Origin of the sequence: Gordonia sp. (in: high G+C Gram-positive bacteria) (assembly GCF_047606305.1) — a bacterium.
Lineage (GTDB): Bacteria > Actinomycetota > Actinomycetes > Mycobacteriales > Mycobacteriaceae > Gordonia.
Window position 1 is genome coordinate 1 of sequence record NZ_JASGER010000067.1, and the last position, 20,386, is coordinate 20,386.

Annotated in this window: 20 protein-coding genes and 1 pseudogene; 5 read left to right on the forward strand and 16 right to left on the reverse strand. The window is 70.0% G+C overall.

The features are described 5' to 3' along the window. Window positions 1-1,485, forward strand: a 1,485-nt coding sequence (locus QM634_RS10625; protein WP_415042754.1) for an LCP family protein, incomplete at its 5' end; no start/stop codon positions are given. Window positions 1,486-1,491: 6 nt separating this feature from the next. Here the strand turns inward: QM634_RS10625 and QM634_RS10630 are convergent. From QM634_RS10630 to msrA, 10 genes are all read right to left on the reverse strand, one after another. After that, entirely contained in the window at window positions 1,492-2,028 is a 537-nt protein-coding gene (locus QM634_RS10630) for a ferritin (RefSeq protein ID WP_415042755.1), read from the reverse strand. A 170-nt stretch (window positions 2,029-2,198) separates the two neighbouring features. Then, window positions 2,199-3,185, reverse strand: a complete 987-nt coding sequence (locus tag QM634_RS10635; RefSeq protein WP_415042756.1) for a DUF5926 family protein — start codon at window positions 3,183-3,185, stop codon at window positions 2,199-2,201. A gap of 178 nt (window positions 3,186-3,363) precedes the next feature. Further along, the gene (locus QM634_RS10640; RefSeq protein ID WP_415042757.1) at window positions 3,364-4,146 is read right to left on the reverse strand and encodes a glycerophosphodiester phosphodiesterase; all 783 of its coding nucleotides are present in this window, start codon (window positions 4,144-4,146) and stop codon (window positions 3,364-3,366) included. Further along, window positions 4,143-5,195 carry a DUF4328 domain-containing protein gene (locus tag QM634_RS10645; RefSeq protein WP_415042758.1) on the reverse strand — a complete coding sequence of 351 codons (1,053 nt, stop codon included), beginning with the start codon at window positions 5,193-5,195 and terminating at the stop codon, window positions 4,143-4,145. Before QM634_RS10645 ends, QM634_RS10640 begins: the two co-directional genes overlap by 4 nt. A 7-nt stretch (window positions 5,196-5,202) precedes the next feature. Then, window positions 5,203-5,526, reverse strand: coding sequence for a rhodanese-like domain-containing protein (locus QM634_RS10650; RefSeq protein ID WP_415042759.1), 324 nt, complete (start codon window positions 5,524-5,526; stop codon window positions 5,203-5,205). A 356-nt stretch (window positions 5,527-5,882) separates the two neighbouring features. After that, complete coding sequence (locus tag QM634_RS10655; RefSeq protein WP_415042760.1) at window positions 5,883-6,545, reverse strand: TetR/AcrR family transcriptional regulator; 663 nt, start codon at window positions 6,543-6,545, stop codon at window positions 5,883-5,885. A 26-nt stretch (window positions 6,546-6,571) separates the two neighbouring features. After that, window positions 6,572-8,329: an ABC transporter ATP-binding protein gene (locus QM634_RS10660; protein WP_415042761.1), complete on the reverse strand. Its 1,758-nt coding sequence runs from the start codon at window positions 8,327-8,329 to the stop codon at window positions 6,572-6,574. Continuing rightward, window positions 8,326-10,173, reverse strand: a complete 1,848-nt coding sequence (locus QM634_RS10665; protein WP_415042762.1) for an ABC transporter ATP-binding protein — start codon at window positions 10,171-10,173, stop codon at window positions 8,326-8,328. The genes QM634_RS10660 and QM634_RS10665 overlap by 4 nt, the downstream gene beginning before the upstream one ends. A 152-nt stretch (window positions 10,174-10,325) precedes the next feature. Further along, a complete protein-coding gene (locus QM634_RS10670) occupies window positions 10,326-11,384 on the reverse strand; it encodes a winged helix DNA-binding domain-containing protein (RefSeq protein WP_415042763.1) in 1,059 nt (352 codons plus the stop codon). Beyond that, complete coding sequence (gene msrA / locus QM634_RS10675; RefSeq protein WP_415042764.1) at window positions 11,381-12,052, reverse strand: peptide-methionine (S)-S-oxide reductase MsrA; 672 nt, start codon at window positions 12,050-12,052, stop codon at window positions 11,381-11,383. The genes QM634_RS10670 and msrA overlap by 4 nt, the downstream gene beginning before the upstream one ends. Window positions 12,053-12,207: 155 nt before the next feature. Here msrA and QM634_RS10680 point away from each other — a divergent pair, with 155 nt between their 5' ends. Next, a complete protein-coding gene (locus tag QM634_RS10680; protein ID WP_415042765.1) occupies window positions 12,208-12,339 on the forward strand; it encodes a hypothetical protein in 132 nt (43 codons plus the stop codon). 214 nt (window positions 12,340-12,553) lie between these two features. Further along, complete coding sequence (locus QM634_RS10685) at window positions 12,554-13,186, forward strand: superoxide dismutase (protein ID WP_415042766.1); 633 nt, start codon at window positions 12,554-12,556, stop codon at window positions 13,184-13,186. Window positions 13,187-13,349: 163 nt separating this feature from the next. Here QM634_RS10685 and QM634_RS10690 read toward each other — a convergent pair whose 3' ends face one another. From QM634_RS10690 to QM634_RS10700, 3 genes are read right to left on the reverse strand one after another with little or no spacing between them, the layout of a single operon-like run. Then, window positions 13,350-14,108, reverse strand: coding sequence for a CbiQ family ECF transporter T component (locus tag QM634_RS10690; protein WP_415042767.1), 759 nt, complete (start codon window positions 14,106-14,108; stop codon window positions 13,350-13,352). Continuing rightward, window positions 14,105-16,219: an ABC transporter ATP-binding protein gene (locus tag QM634_RS10695; RefSeq protein ID WP_415042768.1), complete on the reverse strand. Its 2,115-nt coding sequence runs from the start codon at window positions 16,217-16,219 to the stop codon at window positions 14,105-14,107. Before QM634_RS10695 ends, QM634_RS10690 begins: the two co-directional genes overlap by 4 nt. Before the next feature lie 60 nt (window positions 16,220-16,279). Then, window positions 16,280-16,864, reverse strand: a complete 585-nt coding sequence (locus QM634_RS10700) for a dihydrofolate reductase family protein (RefSeq protein WP_415042769.1) — start codon at window positions 16,862-16,864, stop codon at window positions 16,280-16,282. On the opposite strand from QM634_RS10700, the gene QM634_RS10705 reads away from it, so the two are divergent. Further along, window positions 16,863-17,600 (forward strand): TetR/AcrR family transcriptional regulator, encoded by a 738-nt coding sequence (locus tag QM634_RS10705; protein WP_415042770.1) that lies wholly within the window; start codon window positions 16,863-16,865, stop codon window positions 17,598-17,600. The genes QM634_RS10700 and QM634_RS10705 overlap by 2 nt on opposite strands. Here the strand turns inward: QM634_RS10705 and QM634_RS10710 are convergent. From QM634_RS10710 to QM634_RS10720, 3 genes are read right to left on the reverse strand one after another with little or no spacing between them, the layout of a single operon-like run. Further along, window positions 17,569-18,699, reverse strand: coding sequence for an MAB_1171c family putative transporter (locus QM634_RS10710; protein ID WP_415042771.1), 1,131 nt, complete (start codon window positions 18,697-18,699; stop codon window positions 17,569-17,571). The two genes, QM634_RS10705 and QM634_RS10710, sit on opposite strands and share 32 nt — an antisense overlap. 2 nt (window positions 18,700-18,701) lie before the next feature. Then, window positions 18,702-19,211 (reverse strand): hypothetical protein, encoded by a 510-nt coding sequence (locus QM634_RS10715; RefSeq protein ID WP_415042772.1) that lies wholly within the window; start codon window positions 19,209-19,211, stop codon window positions 18,702-18,704. Window positions 19,212-19,261: 50 nt separating this feature from the next. Further along, window positions 19,262-19,738 (reverse strand): helix-turn-helix domain-containing protein, encoded by a 477-nt coding sequence (locus QM634_RS10720; RefSeq protein ID WP_415042773.1) that lies wholly within the window; start codon window positions 19,736-19,738, stop codon window positions 19,262-19,264. Window positions 19,739-20,012: 274 nt separating this feature from the next. Between QM634_RS10720 and QM634_RS10725 the strand changes: the two are divergent. Next, window positions 20,013-20,386 (forward strand): annotated as a pseudogene (locus QM634_RS10725) (hypothetical protein); the annotation flags it as partial.

Genomic DNA, 20,386 nt, shown 5'->3' on the forward strand with positions numbered 1-20,386 from the left:
CAACCGGTTCCGCCCCCCGGTGGGCCGCAGGGCCGTCCGGCCGGGCCCATCCCGCCGCCTCCGCGCCCCGCACCCCAGGGCCCCGCACCCCAGGGCCCGCCGCCCGAGCAGCACTCCGAGCCGACGCAGCGCGCGCCGGAACCGTCGCGATATCAACCGCCGCAGGCGTGGTCCGCTGCTCCTCCGGCCGCACCCCCCGGCAAGCCCGCTTCCCCGACGCCGTCGGTCCGGCCGGCCGGACGGTCGACGCCACCGCCCGCGTCGCCCCCACCAGCGTCGCCGACGCCCGCCCCGGCGAAGAAGCCGCTCATCACCGGCAAGTACGCGCCGACCCAGACGCCCGAGCCGATCCCCGTCGACCCGCGGCGCGCAAGCGCCCGTCCGGTCGCTCCGCCCGCCCAGGGGCCGTCGCGGCGCGGCCCGTCGCCGAACGTCACCCCCGCCAAACGGCGCGGCCCGGCCAAGCCGCCGGCGGCGCCGAAGCAGACGAAGCCCAAGCGCGCCCGGACCAAGAAGCGTCGACTGACCTTCCGCCGGCTGACGAGCCTGCTGATGGTGCTGCTGCTGGTCGTGGTCGGCTCGGCGATCGGCGGGATGGTCTACTACGACGGCAAGCTGAAGCGGGTGAACGCGCTGTCCTTCTCCGGCCGGATCTCGCAGACGCCGGGCACCAATTGGCTCGTCGTCGGGACGGATTCACGCGAGGGCATGACCGCCGCCGAGCGCAAACGGCTGTCCACCGGACCCGACGAGGGCGGCATCCGCACCGACACGATCATGCTGATCGCCAAGCCCGTGAAGGGGCCGACGGCGATCATCTCCATCCCGCGCGACCTCTTCGTCGAGATCCCCGGCGGCAACGGGCAGCACAAGATCAACGCGGCCTACAGCATGGGTGGGCCCAAGCTGCTCGTGCAGACCATCGAGTCGGTGGCCGGCATCCACATCGACCACTACGCGGAGATCGGCTTCGGCGGCTTCGCCGACATCGTCGACTCGATCGGCGGCGTCAAGGTGTGCCTGAAGGAGTCGATGCGCGACCGCAAGGCCGGTCTGCGGCTCAAGGCGGGCTGTCAGAAGGTCAACGGCAAACAGGCGCTGGGGCTGGTGCGCAGCCGCGACTTCCCGAACGCCGACCTGGTCCGCGTGGTCAATCAGCGCAAGGTGTTCGTCGCGCTGGTGGACAAGGCGGCCAGTCCGGGCGTCGTGCTCAACCCGTTCCGGCTGATCCCGTTCATCGACGGGACCATCTCGGCGCTCACCGTCGACAAGGGCGACCACACCTGGGACCTGGCGCGCCTGGCGTGGTCGTTGCGCGGATCGCCGCTCATGGTCACCGTGCCGACGGGCGGGTCGGTGTGGAGTTACGACGGCGACGCGCTGGCCGTCGACGACGACACCGAGGCCTTCTTCGCGCGCATCGCCAAGGGCAAGGGCGTCGACCGCAGCTCCATCGACGACAACGACGGCGGCGCGATCAAGTAGGCCGGGTCAGAGGTTCCCGCCGGCGGCCTCGGGTGCGCTGGTGTCCTCGGCGGCCTTGCCGTTGATCTCCCGCTCGACGAAGGTCTCCAGGTCGAAGATGTTGCCCTTGGACCGCTCGGCGATGGTGAGCAGCGTCGTCATCGTGGCGACCTCCTCGACCTGCTCCTTGAGGAACCACTGCATGAACTGCTCGCCGAGGTAGTCGCCGTTGTCGCGCGCGGCACGGGCGAGGTCGACGATCTGCTCGGTGACGGCCTGCTCCTGACTCAGGGCGAGCTTGATCGGCTCGGAGTAGTCGTCGAAGTGGTTGCGCGGGGCGTCGACGCCGGGGATCTCGACGGCCTGACCGCGGTCGAGGAAGTACTGCACGATCATCATCGCGTGGTTGCGCTCTTCGACCGCCTGCTCGTAGAAGTGGCGCGCGAGCTGCGGCATGTCCTCGTTGTCGTAGTACACCGCGATCGCGTTGTACTGCTGGCTCGCGGCGAACTCATTGGTGATCTGGTCGGCCAAGAGCTGCTGAAACTTCGTCCGTTCGGTCATACCGGTCATCGTACGGGCACACTCGACGAGATTCTGGGCACACTCGGCGAGCCCTCTTTGCCGACCGTGCCCAGATTTCCGCCGACCGTGCCCAGTCTTCCGCCGACCGTGCCCAGTTTTCCGTCGACCGTGCCCAGATATTCGTCGACCGTGCCCAGAGCGGCGGGGCGCTAGATGCGGAGCGTCACCTGACGCGTGCGGATGCCGGCGCGCGACCGGCGCTGCTCGGTGGTGAGCTCGGACTTGTCGGCCATCGCCTCCACCAGGTGGGCGTCGAACGCGTCGAGGCCGTCGTACCAGTGGTCGGCGTGCTGCTCCACGTCGAGGTCGAAGACCGGGACCAGCAGCCCGTGGGTGCGGAACGAGCCGGCGAACCGCGACCCCTCGCCCAGCGTGAGCTGGCCGGCCGAGTGCAACCGCGCGAGCGCGGTCATCAGGTCGTCCTCGTGCTCCGGGCGCACCCAGCGCAGGTGGGCCTTGTCGCCGGCGTTGACCCACCACGGCGCACCGATGCCGCTCTTGGGGCTCATGCGCGTGGTCGGCTGGATCGTCGCCGACGCCCGCTGCAGCATTTCCTGGACGGCGGGATCGAGCTTGGCGCCCGGCGCATACCACCAGGAGAAGTCCTCGTAGACGGTGATGTCGAGGGGGGCCTTCACGTCGAGCAGGTCGGCGAGCGTCTTGTCGGTCGCGGTGCCGGGGTACTGCTCATCGGTCTTGGCGTGGGCGGCCCAGTCGATCTCGGCGGCGAACGACGCGGCGAGGTCGGTCGGCTCCTGGTCGACCTGCAGGGCGGCAAAACCCTCGCGGGCGCCCTTGCCGTCGCGCACCATGGCGCCGACGACGCCGGGCAGCACGGTCGCGACGTTGACGTGGTTGCGCACCCCGTCCTTCTGCAGCGACGGTCCGAGGTCGTCGTCGGGGACGACCGACGTCAGCTCCGGCTCGGGCGGGCCCGGCTCGAGCAGCGTCAGGCGCGCGGTCGCCGACGCGACGAAGGCGCGCATCGCGACGAGGTCGCATTCGCCGGCAAGTCCTTCGAAGGGGCGCTTGGGCCCGGCCACCGCGGCGGCCTGGCGCTCCTTGCGCGCGGCGACGCGCTCGGCTCGATTGCTACCGGGGCGCGGGCCGCTGCCGCGCTTGCTCTTCTTGGCCATGGGATAACTCTGTCATATCGGTGCCCGCGGGCGCACTCGACGAGAAACTGGGCACGGTCGGCGAAATTCTGGGCACGGTCGGCGAAATTCTGGGCGCGGTCGGCGAAATTCTGGGCACGCTCGGCGAAATTCTGGGCACGCTCGACGAATATCTGGGCACGCTCGGCGGAAAGGGGCGTCACACCGTGACGAGCCACTCCCGGACCTGCTTGGGGCGGTTCGTGGCGATCCAGCGCACGCCCTGCTCGGCGCACATCCGGACGTCGGGCTCCTCGTCGACGGTCCAGCAGTAGGTCACCCGACCGGCGGCGGCGGCGCGGTCGACGAGGTCGGGGTGCAGCCGCAGCGTCTCGACCGACGGCCCGATCCCCGTCGCACCGACGGCCGTGGCGGCGCTGCCGCCCAGGACGCGGGCGGTGTCGCCGAGGAGGATCGTCGGAAGCAGCGGGGCGTGCCGGCGGATGCGCCACACCCCCGACGACGAGAAGGAGATCACGACCGCGCGACTGTGGTCGGCCGACGGCGGCGACGCCACCGAGAAGCGCTGCAGGGTCTCCAGCAACTTCACCTCGACGAGGCTGCCGAAGCGCACCGGGTGCTTGGTCTCGATGAACAGCCGCACCGGGCGACGCCAGTCGAGGGTCAGGGTCAGCAGCTCGTCGAGGGTGAGCACCGACGCCGGCTTGCCCCCCTTCCAACTGCCGAAGTCGTGTTCGCGCAGCTGGTCCAGCGTCATCTCGCTGACCACGCCCGAGCCGTCGGAGGTCCGGTCGATGGTGCGGTCGTGGATGCACACCAGGTGATGGTCGGCGGTCAGGCGGACGTCGCACTCGAGTCCGTCGGCACCCTGCTGCAGGGCCAGCTCATAGGCGGCCAGGGTGTGCTCGGGTGCCTCGCTCGAAGCCCCGCGATGCGCGACGACGGCGGGCTTGCCCGACCGTGACACCCGCTGCTCGGTCACGTGTTGACCCACCGGCGCCGGACCGCGGCGTGGTCAATCGCGCGCGGCGGTTCGAAGACGCGCACCAGGCGCGGGATCATCCACCACGCGAAGGCGGCGGACACCGCCGCCGACCCGATGACCCACACCAGCGAATCGGCCTGGATCTGCAGACTGCCGCTGCGGTTGCCCGCCCAGCGCAGGAGGATCGCCATCAGGGCCGTCGCGTTGACCAGGGCCCACGCGATCCAGATCTTGCGCATCTCGAGCTTGTTCCGCAGGTTCAGCACCGGGGAGTCGACCAGCGCGGCCTCCCGGATGAGGAAGGGCGCGCTGAGGATGTTCGCCAACGGCGTCACCGCGCACAGCCACAGCACCCAGCGCGGGCGCGGCTCGAGCCGATGCGCGTGGCGGTAGGCCAGCGCGCGCATCGCGATGATCCACCGGCCGAAGCAGTACAGGCCGTAGGCCATGGCGGCGACGGCAGCCCAGCCGGCGAACACGACGAGCGCGTAGGTGATCAGGTCGAGCCACGCGGGGATGAGCCGGTCCCGGCCGATGACGACCAGCAGGTAGCGCAGCAGGTGGACCAGCGCGCTGGCGGCCAGGATCATCGCCATCCGGCGCGCGGCCTCGACGAAGGTCGTCGACTCGGCCCGCGCCTGCGCCTGGACCGGGATCTCCTGCCAGCCGCCCGGCAGGTCCTGCAGGCCCCAGGTCGGGATCTGGTCGTAACGCGGGGTCGTGCGGGTCGCGGTGATCCGCGGGCGACGGGGGGCCGGACGCGCCTCGGGTGGTCGCTGCGCGATCCACTTCACCTTTCCGGCCGCGGCGCCGCGCTGGCCGGCCACCCGCTGCTGCGGCACCTGCGGGGCGGGCGGACGCGGCTGGGCGAGCGCGTCGGCGACCCGGTTCACGGGCACGACGACCAGGATTCCGTTGCACCGCGGGCAGCGGGTGCGACCGGCCCGGTGCGGGGCTTGGATGCGGCAGACGCGGCACAGGTCGACCAGGTTCTGCGGGGCCGCCGGCGGAATGCCCGGCGGTTGGAGCGGCGGGGGCTGGGTCATCGCGGCCTCATTCCCCCGTCTCGACGGGCTTGCCGCTGGCTTCCCAGGCGACCATCCCGCCCTCGACGCAGACGCCCTCGCGGCCGACGTGCTCCAAGTATTCGAGCAGGCGGAACGAGCGACCGCTGGTCCGGCAGATGACCAACAGCTCGGCGTCGGGGTCGATCTCGTCGATCCGCTCGGGCACCTGACCCAGCGGGATGTGCAGTGCGCCGCGGACGTGGGCCGATTCCCACTCGTCGGGTTCGCGGATATCGAGCAGGATGCGGTCGGTCTCGCCGGTGAAATCGTCGGGCAATTCCGCCACCGGCACCTGTTCGAATGCGGGCATGGTTCCATCGTGGCACACCGCGCGGGGAGGAGGGTGTCAACGTCGCCCCTTCAACCGGCCACCGGCAACTCCTCACGCCGAATCCGACCCCGCAGAGATATCCACAGGTCACGGCGCATAACTGCGCGAAGTCGACTGATTTCGCGCACCACCGGCGATTCGCCACAGTGAACAACGACTAACCGGAATAGCGTCCAAACGGCCCGAATTGTGAACGCGACCACACATTCCTGCGAATTCCAGGCGTTTTCCAGCACTATCGCGAACATCAAGGACCTGTTGTTTGTCCGATCCCACAATCCGCGCCAGGCTTGTGGACAACGTGTGGACAACCGGGTTTTCGACGTCGTCGCAGGTCAGAGCGAAGGCCAGTCCCGCTCGAGCCCGGCGATGATGAAATCGACTTTCCGATCGACGAATCCGCGGTCGGCCCACGAGTCCTCGGGTTGGAGCGCGGCGTCCTCGTCGAGCGCACCCCGCACGCGGTCGAGCCCGGACGCACCCGACTCGTCGGCGGCGCGCATCGATTCCACGCCCAGGTGCGAGGCGAAGACGGTGTCGCCGATGAAGTCGAGCGCGAACATGATCTGCCCGGGTGTGCGGCCCGACCGTCCGAGGATCTCCGCATAGGCCGACAGCACGTGGTCGATCCGGGTGAAGGCCGTCGGGTAGGAGTACACCAGCCGGCTCAGCCCGGGGTACTCCTCGCACACGCGCCAGCACTCGTCGGCCCACAGCCGCAGCGCGGCCCGCCAGTCGTCATCGACGGAGGGGATGCGCAGCGTGGCGGCCGCGGCGTCCAGACACGCGACGACGAGGTCGTCGCGCGAGGGGAACAGGCGGTAGATCGCGGGGGTGACCACGCCGAGGCGCTGCGCGACGGCCGCGAGGGTGAACCGGTCGACGCCCTCGGCGATCGCGGCGGCCACCACGTCGGCCGCGGTGAAGGCGGGCTTGCGCCCGACCTTCCGGCCGCCGGTCACCCCGGTGCTCGCACCCACCGTCGACGATTCATGCACCGGTTCAGATTAGTGGTGTGCCGCCCTCACGCGTCGGCCAGCCGCCATCCCTGTGCGCTGTGCAACCGGTCCCAGAACCGCGCGTAAGTCCCGCCCTGTTCCAGCAGTTGCTCGTGGGTGCCCTGCGCCTCGACCCGCCCGTCGTCGGTCAGCGCGACGATCTGGTCGGCCGCCGCGATGGTGTCCAGGCGGTGCGCGATGATCAGCACCGTCGCCTGCTCGCGCAGCTTCTCCACGGCGGCGACGATGTTCGCCTCGTTCTCCACGTCGAGCGCGGAGGTGGCCTCGTCGAGGAGCACGATCGGCGACTGTTTGAGCAGCGCCCGGGCGATCGCGACGCGCTGGCGCTCGCCGCCGGACAGGGCCCGACCGCCCTCCCCGACCTGTGACTCCCAGCCGTCGGGCAGCCGGTTGGCGACCTCGGTGACACCGGCCAGGTCGGCGGCGGCGCGGATCTCCTGCCGGCTCGCGTCCTCGCGCCCGACGGCGATGTTCGCCTCCAGGGTGTCGTCGAACAGGTAGACGTCCTGGAAGACCATCGACAGCTGGCCCATGAGTTGCTCGGTGGTCTGCTCGGTGACCGGCACGCCCCCGACCTTCACCGTGCCGGAGTCGGCGTCGTAGAAGCGGCTGACCAACCGGGCGACCGTCGTCTTGCCGCTGCCCGACGGTCCGACGAGGGCGACCATCGAGCCGGCGGGCACCGAGAGGGAGACGTCGCTCAGGACGGGGTCGGAGTCGTCGTAGGCGAAGGTGACCCCGTCCAGCTCGACCGTCCCCGGGGCCGTCAGCGTCGCCGGGGTGGCCGGCTCGGGCAGCGGCCCGGCGGTGAGCACCTCGTCGAGCGCATCGAGGAGCGGGCGGCGCGACTCCAGGCTCATGGCCGACTCGGTGATGGTCGACAGCGTCGAGGTGAAGCGCAGCGCCAGGCCGATGAAGGCCAGCGCCGGGATCGGCTGGAGCGACCCGGACACCGCCAGCGACCCCGCGACGGTGATCAGCACGACGACCACGCCCTGGGTCACCATGCCCGAGAGCACCATGCCGGCGGTCTCGATCCACATCGCCTTGACGCGCGCGGAACGCGTGTCCTCGAGGGCGTCGTCGAGTGGGGCGAAGTGCTCGCTCTGACCGCAGGAACGCAGGGCGCCCTGGCACTGGGCGTATTCGACGATGCGGTTGGCCAGGTTCACCTCCTGCGGTTCGTGGACCCGACCGCCCCGCCGCATGAAGGAGGTCGACGCCAGGGTGATGAGCATGAACACCGGCGCCGCGATCGTCAGCACCAGGCCCAGGAGCGGATTCCAGAACCAGGCGGCGATCACGATCACGATCGCCGAGGTCATCCGCGAGACCAGCGGCCCGATCATGTGCGCGAAGATCTCCCCGGCCTGCATCAGCTCGGTGGACACCATCCGCGACAGGCGTCCGGCGAGCGGGCGGTTGAACCAGCCGAGTGGCTGCTTGGAGACCTGGTCGCCGACCAGCCGGTGGATCGAGTAGAGGAAGTCCAGCGCCACGTCGTAGGTGAGCCGCTCCTGCAGATAGATCAGGCCGAAGCTCGCGACCGCCAGGACCGCGAACACGATCAGCCAGCCGCCGACGTGCATCCCCCACACGGCGTCGCCGGAGGCCAGCGAACTGATGGCGGGCAGCATCGCGGCCAGGGCCAGGCCCTCGGCCAGCCCGCTGGCGGCGGCCGCGAACAGGGCCGGTCGCAACGCCTGTGGCTTGGAGACCATGCGCTTCATGCGCGGGATGATGTCGATCAGGGGGAGATTCATCGGTCGCCTCCCAGCGTTGCGCCGGCGCTGGAGCCGGCGGGGCGGATGGTTGCCGTGCCCGATTCCCAGAGGGCGGCGTAGGCGGGTTCGGCCAGCAGGTCGTCGTGCGTGCCGGTCGCGACGACGCGGCCGCCGTCGACGAGCACGATCTGGTCGACGCCCTTGATGACCTCGGGTCGGTGCGCGATGAGCAGCACCGTCTTCCCGCGCGACAGGTCGCTCAGCGCCTGTTGGATCTGGTGCTGCGACTCCGGGTCGGTGAGGGCGGTGGCCTCGTCGAGGATGAGCACGGGGGCGTCGACGAGGATGGCGCGGGCGATGGCGATGCGCTGGGCCTGCCCACCGGACAGCCCCGTGTCCGAGCCGTAGACCGTGTCGAAACCGGCCGGCAGCGCGTCGATCTCGTCGAGCACGCGGGCCGCACGGGCGGCGTCGCGGATCTGCTCCTCGGTCGCGTCGGGCCGCCCCAGCGCGATGTTGTCGCGGATGCTGATGGCGGGCAGCTGCGGATCCTGCAGCACGAACCCGACGTGCCGGTAGAGGTCGTCGATCTCACCGACCGGCACCCCGCCGAGGCGGATCTCGCCGGACTTCGGGTCGTCGAACCGGGCGAGCAGCGTGGCGATCGTCGACTTGCCCGAGCCCGACGGTCCGATCAGCGCGGTGACGGTGCCCGTCTGCAGGCCGAAGGAGACGTCGTCGAGGGCGAGGTCGCCCCCGTCGCCGTAGGAGTAGCTGACGTTCTCGAAGGTGACGTCGTGACCGCTCGGCGCGGCCCGCTTGCCGTCGTCGGCCAGGACCGGGGTGTCGAGCAGGTCGGTGATCCGTCGCGCCGACGCGCCGGCCATCTGCTGCGACCACATCGAGTTCATCAGGACCTCGATGCCGTACGGGATCAGCAGCGCGATCAGCGAGGTCGCGAGGACGTCGGCGGCCGACACGTACCCGCGGTGCACCAGCCAGGTGCCGCCGCCGATGTTGACGAGCAGGATCAGCGGCACCGACAGCAGGGACATGCCGAGCGAGCTCGACTTGAGCAGCGGCTTGACCCACGCGTAGTAGAACTCCTGGAACTCGTTCGCCGAATCCTGGTAGGCGGTGTGCGCGCGGCCGACGCGGCCGAACGCCTTCACGACCGTGATGCCGGTGACGAACTCGACCATGCGCGCCGAGACCACGCCCAGCTTCTTGTCCATCTCGACCGTCTTCTCGCCCATGCCGCGCATCGACAGTCCCATGGCCAGCAGGTACAGCGGGACGGTCGCGATGGCGAGCAGTCCCAGGCGCCAGTCGACGATGAACGCGTAGACCATCAGGGCCAGCGGCATGACGACGGCCTGGGTGCCGTCGACGGGCTGGTGCGCGATCAGGTGGTGGATCGTGCCGATGTCGTCCTGCAGCGACTTGCGCACGCGGCCGGAGTTGGTGGAGGTGAACCAGTTGAGCGGCACCCGCGAAAAGCGCTCGACCATCCAGAGCCGGATCACGTGGCCGAGCCGGATGTCGGCGAAGTGGGTGATGCTCAGCGCGAGGAAGTACACGGCCAGCCGCAGCGTGAAGGTGACGACCAGGATTTTGATCCAGTGGTCGACCTGGGTGCGGTCGACGGCGGCGCCGGACCGGGCGGCGGTCAGCAGGACGTCGCCGATGTGCACCAGCGCGATATAGGGGACGACGGCGAGGATGCCGGAGACGACCGCGAGGAGGCGGCCGATCGTCAGTTGCGGCGCGACCGGTCGCATGAGCCGTTTCAGTGCGGCGGCGTCGGCCTTCTGCTGGGCGCGGGCCTGCGCGGCGGCGTCGGTGGGAGCCTCGTCGGCGGTCGTGGGAGCGGTGGTCGTCATCGATTCATGCCTCGATCACTATAAGTTAGGCTTACCTATTTCTGAATGGCCTTCACGTTAGCGAGGGCATGCCTGCGCCGCAACCCGTGATGGTGGTCGAGTGAATCGCGACGAAGGAGCGGTTTGTATCGAGACCCCTCGAGGCGACCTCGCTACCCCAGGAACGCCTCGAGGCGCTGCGCCTCCTCGTCGACCTCGCGACGCTGCGCGGCGGGCAGGTCGACGAGATGGTCGACGACGACCCGCCCGTCGTCGTTCTTCCACGTGCCGGCGAGTCGTCCGTCGACGAGGACGAACCCCGGACTGCGCCCGTTCGGGGTGACGGTCTTGGCGAACACGTCCGGATCGGCGACGCGGATCCGGTCGGCGGGCGCCTGTGCGACCAGGATGTGGTCGAAGGGTGCGACGAGGCGGACGGGCGCCGGGGCGTCGGCATCGACGATGGGCAGCCCGTCGAGGTCGTAGAGCACCTCCCCGCCCGGTCCCTCGAGCTTGGCGAGCTCCCAGTCGGCCTCCATCTGCTTGACCAGCGCGCCCAAGCCGGTGAGCCCCGACCAGGTCTGGATGCCGGCGACGGTCGCCGGGCCGAAGCCGCGCAGGTACATGCGGATGAGGTCCTTGCGGGCCTCCTCCCCGTCGACGGCGGGGTCGCCCGGCCCGATCCAGTCGTCGAGCAGCGCGTAGGTCGGCTCACCGGTGCCGGTCCAGGTGCCGCGGGGCGGGACCTGCACCAAGTGCAGGCCGTCGCGCACGACGGCCATGAGGTCGGCCGGCGGGAGCGACGGCCAGCGTGCGGCCAGGGCGTCGCGCAACCTGCTGCCGGGGAGTTCGCTGCCGGCGATCTGCTCCCGGCCGAAGTCGACGACCGTCGCGACGTCGATGTGGTCGGGGAGTTTGTGGTTGGTGCGCGTGTAGCCGTCGATCCGCGGTTGCACGAGAGCCCGCATCCAGCGCGCGTCGTGGGCGTCGAGGGCCATGAGTGTGCCGCGCAGGACAACCGAACGGACGACCTCCCGCTCGGTCAGCAGCTCGTCGTAGTCGGCGGGGTCGAAGTCCTCGATGCGCGACCAGAGCGCCGTGAAGGGTGTGCGCGGATCCTGCGCCTGGAGCCCGACGCACCGGTCGAGCACCTCGATGACGTCCTCATCGATCCGCTCGAGCAGATGCTGGCGGTCCAGCAGCGTGCGGTTCCACTGCTCGAGGGAGATCATCGTGGGAACTGGACGCCGGTCGCGGCGTGGCAGCGATACCCGTGCGGGTTCTTCGCCAGGTACTGCTGGTGGTAGTCCTCGGCGTAGTAGAAGTGGCCGTCGCCGACGTCGGCGAGTTCGCCGATCTCGGTGGCGATCGGGCCATAGCCCGCGGCGGTCAATGCCGGCTGGAATTTCTCGGCGAGGTCGCGGGCGAGACGGGCGTCGTCCTCGTCGCAGGTGAAGACGGCCGACCGGTACTGGGTCCCGACGTCGTTGCCCTGGCGCATGTCCTGCGTGGGGTCGTGGGTCTCGAAGAAGGTGCGCAGGATCGTCGCGAGGTCGGTTTCGCCCTCGTCGATCACAACCAGCACCGCCTCGGTGTGGCCGGTGCGCGCGGTGCACACCTCCTCGTAGGTGGGATTGGGCGTGAAGCCGCCCGCGTAGCCTACGGCGGTCGTGTAGACGCCCGGCAACTGCCAGCAGATCTCCTCGACACCCCAGAAGCACCCGCCACCGAGGATGATCGCGCGCTTGCCCGGGCCCCAGTCGCAGACCCCGTCCGGCGACACCATCGGCGTCCCCAGCACCACGTTCGCCGCGGGCACCGGCATCGGCGTCGCCCGGCCGGGCAGCGCGTCGGCGGCGTCGACCATCACCTGTTTCGATTTCGAGAAACCCCAGGACATGACCCCGATCCTACGCGGCCCTCGCACCCCTGCCGGCGGCCTGCAGACCCCGCATTTGAGATCGACTGGGTCATCTGTTTATGATGGCGGTCACACCCAGCGTGTGACGCAGTTCACCGCCCGGATGAACAATGGACGAACAGGGGGAAACGGATATGGGAGCACCGACCCAGACGGCGAATCTGACGCCGGACACGACGGCGACGTACAACATCTCCGGTTCGTGCCTGTGGACGATGCTGACCCTCGTCCCCCTCGCCCTCCTGCTGTTGGTCCTCGCGCTCTAAGCACCGTCTGACCACGCTCCCGAGCGCCGGCCCCGACAGGGTTCCGGCGCTCTTCACTTTTCCGCCGAGTGGACCCTGCTTCTCGCCGAGTGGACTCCCCAAATGCCCCGAGTGGACCCTGTCCTCCCGACGCCCGTGTGACGCGGCTCTCGCGGAGGGATACGGTGGAGTGGTCAACGTCAGAACACACACGAACATCGCGAAGGGAAGTCTCGTGGCCGAAAAGTACGTCCTGCCCGAACTCGATTACGACTACGGCGCGCTCGAGCCCCACATCTCGGGGCGCATCATGGAGCTGCACCACAGCAAGCACCACGCCACCTACGTCGCCGGCGCCAACACCGCGATCGAGAAGCTGGAAGAGGCCCGCGAAGACGGCACCATCGCGCAGAAGGTGTACGGCCTCTCGGCGAACCTCGGCTTCCACCTCGGTGGTCACACCAACCACTCGATCTTCTGGAAGAACCTGTCGCCCAACGGTGGCGACAAGCCGACCGGCGACCTCGCCGACGCGATCGCCAACGACTTCGGCAGCTTCGACAAGTTCCAGGCACACTTCACCGCCGCCGCCACGACCCTGCAGGGTTCGGGCTGGGCGATCCTGGGCTACGACACCATCGGCCAGCGCCTGGTCATCGAGCAGCTGACCGACCAGAGCGGCAACACCTCCGCCGCGCTGATCCCCGTCGTGATGCTCGACATGTGGGAGCACGCCTTCTACCTCGACTACCAGAACGTGAAGCCGGACTACGTCAAAGCGTGGTGGAACGTCGTCAACTGGGCCGACGCAGGCGAGCGCTTCGATCGCGCCGTCAAGCAGGGCAAGGGCCTGGTCGTCAACGCCTGAGCCATTTCTCGTCGACAACGGCGGTCACCCCGTGGGGTGGCCGCCGTTGTTCATGCCCACTCGGCGCACTTGGGGCGCCCACTCGACGAGACGTGGCCGCCCACTCGGCGCACTTGGGGAGCCCACTCGGCGCACTTGGGGAGCCCACTCGGCGAGGTTCGGGCTACATCGCGCCCTTGATCACAAAGGAGCCTGCGATCGCGGCGGCCAGGAACACGGCCATGACGGCAAAGGCGGCGTAGTCGATCCGACGCGGACCCGCATTCGCGGCGGTGAGTCGTCCGATCCCGCCGCGCGCGGTGATCGCCTCCCCCGTCTCGGCCGCCCGGCGCAGCGCTGACGACAGCGCCGCGACGACCATGTCGATGAGCGTCAACTGCGCCGACGGGTGCCCCGAGTGCTGGGCGGAGTGCGGGCGCAGCCGGTGGACCGCGCGCAGGGTCAACAGTTCGTCGACCATCAGCGGCAACGACCGCAGGCACAGCGCGATCACGACCGCCCACTCGTCGACCGGCAGCCGCAGCCACCGCAGCGGCGTCATCAGTTTCGCGATCGCGGGCGCCAGCTCCGACGACGGCGTGGTCCACACGACGAGCACCGACACCGCCACGACGAGCAGCCCCAGCACGACGCTCCGCGCGGTGGTGAGCCCGCCGGCGAACCCCGCCACCAGTGTCGACAGCGCCACACTGGCACCGGCCAGGGCCCACAGCCACCACGGCGGCTTGGGCACCGCGCGCAGCGGGATCCCCGCCAGCAGCGCGACCGCCGCCACGACGACCGCCACGACGATCAGGGCCGGCCACGACGGCAGCACCCAGAGCAGGATCCCGATCAGGCCGATCCCGATCAGCTTGGTTCCGGCCCAGAGTCGGTGGATCACCGAGTCGCCGGGGATCACGCGCAGCGGCAGCCCGTTCACGACACCGCCTCCGCGTTCGGCGTCTGCGCGCCCTGGGTGACCAGCACACCGTCGACCAGCTCGACCTGGCGGTCGCAGACCGTCGCGATCTCGTCGAGGTCGTGGGAGATGACGATCAGGGTCAGTCCGGCGGCGCGCAGTCGGCCGAACAGCGCGACGACGTCGGCGCGCGCCTGCGGGTCCAAGCCGGCGAGCGGTTCGTCGGCGACGATCACGTCGGGGTTCCCGGCGAGCGCACCGGCGAGCACGCCGCGGCGCATCTGGCCGCCGGAGAGCGCATCGGTGCTGCGCGCGGCGAACTCCCGCGGCAGCCCGACCTCCTCGAGCAGGCGCGCGACCTCGGCACTACCCACCTCGACGCCGCCGGCGGCCTGGACGTCCTCGCCCAGGGTCGGGCGCTGCAGCTGCAGCCGCGCGTGCTGGAAGGTCAGCTTCACCGCGCCGACCTGCTTGTTGATCGGCGAGCCCTCGTATCGCGCGGTGCCGCTCGTCGGCGTGGTCAACCCGGCGAGGATCCACGCCAACGTCGACTTGCCCGAGCCGTTGCCGCCGACGATCAGCAGCCCCTCCCCACGACCGACGCGCAGCGTCACGTCGCGCAGCGCGGTCACCTCCCAGGGCGACCCCGACAGGTAGCGGTGTCCGACGCCGGTCAGTTCGATCAGGGTCTCGCCCCCGGTCCGCTTCGGCACCGTCACCGGCGCGGGCGGGGCGGAGTCGGGCTCGGCGGCATCGCCGAGCCACCGCGGCGGCAGCGGGTCGACGCGGCCGTCGCGCAGATGGATCACGCGGTCGGCCACGGCGGCCTCGTCGGGGCGGTGGGTGATGAGCACGACCGCCAGCCCGCGGCGCGCGGGCAGCGAGGTGAGGACCTCGAGGAGTTCGGTGCGCCCCTGCGGGTCGACCATCGAGGTGACCTCGTCGGCGATCAGGAGCGCCGGGTTGCGGGCGAGGGCCGCGGCGAGGGCGAGGCGCTGCTGCTGCCCACCGGAGAGGTCGGCGGTGTCGCGGTCGCGCAGGCCGTCGAGCCCGACCTCGGCCAACAGGGCGTCCACGTCGACCTCGACGTCGGCGGGCAGCCCCCACACGACGTCGTCGGCGACGCGGGCGCCGAGCATCTGGGTCTCCGGCCGCTGCAGCACCATGGCGGTGCCGCCGGCCTGACCGAGCCCGGGGTCGCCGGGCCGGTTGATCGTGCCCGACGTGGGGGTGCGCCCGGCCAGGAGTTTGGCCACCGTCGACTTGCCCGACCCGTTCGCCCCGACGATCGCGACGAACTCGCCGGGATCGACCCGCAGCGACACGTCGGCGAGGGCCGGCGCCTGCGCTGCCGACGCCCCCGGATAGCGGAATCCGACGTGGTCCAGTTTGACCGGGAGCGGGCCAACGATAGCCGTGCCGGTGAGGTCGCGCCGGGAGTCGTCGAGGGTGTCGACGCTCGGGATGGCGCGCACGCGGTCGATGACCCCGCCGACGAGCCACCAGGCGATGAACAGCGACAGCAGCGTGCTCAGCGTCCCCGACGCCCAGAGGAAGGCCCACCAGTACGTGACGAACGCGTGACTGAGCGAGCGCGTCGCGTCCGCGGTGTGGTGGACCGCAGCGACACTGTCGGGCATGACCTTGGCGACGGCGTCGGCGACACTGTCGACCGCCTTTGCCGCGCCGTCGACGGTGTTCTTGAGCGTCTCGAGGACCAGGCGCCGCAGCGGCGCGAGGACGAGCAGGACCACGACGGTGAGCCCGCCCATGATCGGCGCGATCAGCAGCGACGCCGCGGTGAACGACGCCCGACCGCGGCCGCGGCGCTTGAACTCGCCGACGAGTCCGCCGATGACTCCGGCACCGACGACGGCGATGGCCGCGGACAACCCGGCCAGCGCGAAGGCGACCCCGGCCGCGGCGACGACGACGGCCACCAGGGCGCGCGGGCGGGTGCGCTGGCCGACGAGGGCGAGCGGGACGGGCGCCAGCAGACCGACCGAGGTGAGGATGGGCAGCACCTGCGCCACGAAGACGGTCGCGACGGTCAACCCGCCCAGCACGGCCGCCAGCGCGACCTCATGCGGGCGCAGCGGTCCGCGGGCGGGGACGGCGGAGTTGGCGGACATCGCCTCCATTGTGCCTGGGCACGTATTAATTTCACCTGAGGCTTTGCGGCTGTGGTCCGGTCAGCGGCGCACTCCGTATTGGCCGATCATGACGCCGGTGGTCGTCGTGGCCGATCGTTCCAGCTCCAGGTCGGAGCGCTCGCCATCGCCGAACAGCTTTGTCCCCGACCCCAGCACGATGGGGTGGACCAGCAATACGTACCCGTCGACCAGGCCGACGCGGTGCAACGATCGCACCAGCTCACCACTGCCGATCACGGCGATTCGACCCCGCACCTCGCCCTTCAGCGTCGCGATCGTCTCGCTCGCCTCACCGGGCACGAGGGTCGAGTTCGGATAGGCGAGAACGGTGTCCGGCTTCCGCGACACCACGTACTTCTGTGCGCCGACGAGGTGCTCGGTGAACGGATTGGGCTCGGCGACGGTGGTCCAGTGGTGGAGCAGGTCCTCGTAGGTCCGTCGGCCGAACAACATGACTCCCTCTGCCGCCATCCCCTCGGCCATGAACGCCATCATGATGTCGTCGGAGAATCCGTCTCCCCATCCACCGTGGACGAATCCGCCCCGGGTGTCCTCGTCGGGGCGTCCGGGTCCCTGCATGACGCCGTCGATGGTGACGCTCTCGGTTGCGATGAGCACTCCCATGGCCTCCCACTTTCTAGACGCACAAGTCTTGTTTTTAGAAACTAGACTCATCAGTATGACAATGTCAATGAGGCCGAGTTCGCTCCGCAAACGCGAGGCGATTCTCACGGCAGCCGCCGACGCATTCGTCCTCAATGGGTTCGATGCGGTGTCGATGGACGACATCGCCGCGCGGGCGGGAGTGTCGAAGCAGACCGCCTACACCCACTTCCACAACAAGGAAAAGCTCTTCTTGGAGGTGATCGGCCGACAGACCGCCGACGCGTTTGACGCAGCGTCGGGAGAGCTCGACGACCTCGACGCGAGTGACCCGGAGGCCCGGCTGAGCCGACTCGGCAGCCGTCTGCTCGACGCCGTGTTGCAGCCCCGCCTGATCGCTTTGCGGCGGCTCGTCATCGCCGAGTCGCGTCGGTTTCCCGAACTCGCTCAAGCGTTCTGGGACGGCGGACCCAGACGGACGATCGACGATCTCGCGCAACGATTCGCCGCGATGTGCGACGCCGGCCTACTGGACGTGCCCGATACCCGCACCGCTGCGACGACCTTCAACTGGCTGCTGATGGCGGGCCCGATCAACGAGGCGATGTTCCGCGCCGAGGCCGCGTCCCCCGACGCCAAGCGCAAACAGGAGATCGTCGCCGAGGCGGTGCACGTGTTCCTCGCCGCCTACGGGACGAAATCGCGGGGATCGGCGGCAGAGGCGGCTACGACTTCACCCAGCGGGCGCCGCGGGTGAGCGTCAGCGACACCTCGCGCAGCGGCTCGGCGTCGCCGATGAGGGTGGCGGCCCCCGCCGGCAGCAGGTCGCGGACCTGACCGGGCGCCTCGCCCTTGCGGGCGTACTTGCGCGCGGCGGCGGTGATCAGCCGGCCCTGGCGCTCGGGCGAGGAATCGGCGAAGTCCTCGGGCACCAGCGGGCTCAGCTGGGTGAGCGCGTCGCGAATCTCGACGACGCGCCGGTTGAACATGACCATCGTCGACGCATCGAGCTCGGCCCCGTCCTTGCCGGGCAGCACGACGCCGGGCACCGCGGTCGTGACGACCTCCCACAGCGGCTCCAGGTCGCGGTACTGCTGGCGCAGCGTCAACCGGGCCCGCACCCAGCGCACCCGCGAGTGGATGAGCGGATAGGAGATGCCGAGCAGGAATCCCACCATGCCGATCAGCACCAGCACGTGCGTCGCGGTGAGCAATGCGGGCGCCACGAACCAGTGCGTCATCACGCCGAGGATGAACACGATCTGCAGGAAGGCCGCGGCGGCCAGCGCCAGCAACCCGAGGATCAGCAGCACCAGCGACGTCCGCAGGTAGCCGGCCGCGGCGGGGAGGAACTGTCGGATGCTCCGGACGCAGGACGCGAAACCGTAGGTCAGATAGATGCTGCCGATGAGGAAGAAGGTCGCGAACGCCCAGTCCTTGGCCGTGGAGCCGTTGAGGTCGTCGAGCCGCAGCTCGTGCGGGATCATCGACATGGCGACCTGCAGGCCGACCGCCGCGATGACCAGCGGGATCGCCTCGATGCCGGCCCGACGGGCGCGCGCCGATGTGGCCGGGTCGTAGTAGAAGACGACGATCAGGGCCGCGACGCCCACCGCCAGCATGCACCACAGCACCACGCGCGCGAAGCCGTCGAAGACGCCGTCGTTGAGGCGGCGTGCGACGGCAGGGTTCGCCGCGACGAAAGCGAGGGTGAAGGCGACGATGCTCGCGGTCATCGCGGCGGCCTGCAGGCCACCGCCGTAGCGGCGGATCTGGTCCATCCGCCAGATCACCGCGACGGTGAAGATGAGAAGGGCGACGAAGTTGACGACGTCGGCGCTGAGAATCCCGGTCACGGTTACATCCAACCGCCATGACCGCCCAGAAGGCGCTGGATTCGCCGCAGTCCCTCATCGTCGACGGTGCGATCGACCGCCCCGCCGGCCTCCGCGGCCCATCCGACGATGATCGAGGCGAGCATCTCGGCCTCCCACTCGCGCTCGTCGGAGTAGCAGGTGCGGGCCAGTGCGGCGTCGGCGTCGTCCGGGTCGGGCGCGAGCAGCGCCGTCGCGTCGAGCTGACCGAGCATCTGGTGACCGGCGATCAGGTGACCGAACTCGTGCACGATGATCTGGTTGCGGTGCAGCGGCGTGGTGTTGGACTGGCAGAAGAAGTAGTCGCCGTCGCCGGCCGCGAGCCACACGCCGTTCGGCATGCCCGACGGGAGCGGATAGGGCATGACGTTGATCGGGCGTCCGCGTCGCTCACCGTAGCGGCGGCACAGCTGTTCGGCGTCGAGCGGAAGGTCGAGGTCCAGGCCCCGCAGCTCTTTGCGGCACAACGCGCGCAACGCACGTTCGCTTCGCATCCGCCACTCCCGGTCGATCGGCCCGCGGCGGTCGCCGCAGACCGACGATCTTACTTGGCGCCGGTCGAGGCGTCAGTGCCGGAGATCTCCGGCGGATCCTGCGGGAGGCCCTGCTGCTGGCGCAGCACCTTGATGAGCTCGTTGACCACCGACACCTTGTCGCTGGACAGGCCGGCGAGGCGGAAGGCGGCGAGCTGGATGTCGGCGTCGGCCTGCATCCGCAGCTTGTCGAGCTCCTCGCGGGTGCGCTGGGCGGCCCGATCCTCGAGGAAGTAGTGCACGTCGACGCCGAAAGCGGCGGCGATGCCCTCGACCGTGCGGAACGACGGGGACTTGGCCTTGCCCGAGCGCAGCTGGCTCAGGTAGGACTCGCCCAGTCGGAAGCCGGCGTCGGTGGACCGTCGGGCGATGGCCTTGGCGCTGTAGGCGCGGCCGTTGGGACCGGGGACCGTTCGGAACAGTTCCTCCAAGCGGCGGGCGAACAAGCCGGTCTCGATATCGGCGGGCTCGAAGTTCTCGCTTGTCATCGCTGCTCCAAATATGGTCGTTCGTCTTGGACACTTGACCCGATTTACAGGGAATCACCCTAAATCGAGGGATTGGAAATCTTCTTTAGAATACCCCATATTCAGCGGGGTTTCACGGTGTTACCTCACGACGATTGGGCGAGTCGTGCGGAATAGGCCTGACCGCCGCTTCTACCGACGTTCGCTATCGTGACTTCGTTCCGACACCCCGAAGGGCGCGGGGTATCCTCGTGGAATCCGCATCCGCCCACGTCAGACCGGAGAAGCCGCCACCATGCCGTCCGCCGCCACGATTGGTCGCCGCCGTTTGGCGATCCGATTCGTCGTCGCCTGCGCGGCCGCCGGATTCATCGGCTTGACCACCCCACTGGTCCTGGGTGCGGCCCACTCGGCGGCCAACCCGACCGATTCGGCCCCCGCCACGTCCGATCCGGCCCCGACGACCGACCCGGGACCGACCACTCCCGCACCGACCACGGAAGAACCCGAGCCGACCACGCAGATCCCCGCGCCCGCCAGCATCGGCGGCGGCGGCACGGGCGGCGGCAACATGGCCGCTCCCGCGGCCCCCGGTGGCGGTACGGCCGGCGGGCCGCAGTCCGGTGGCAGCGGCCCCGGGATGCCGGTCCCGCAGCGCGCCCCGCAGGC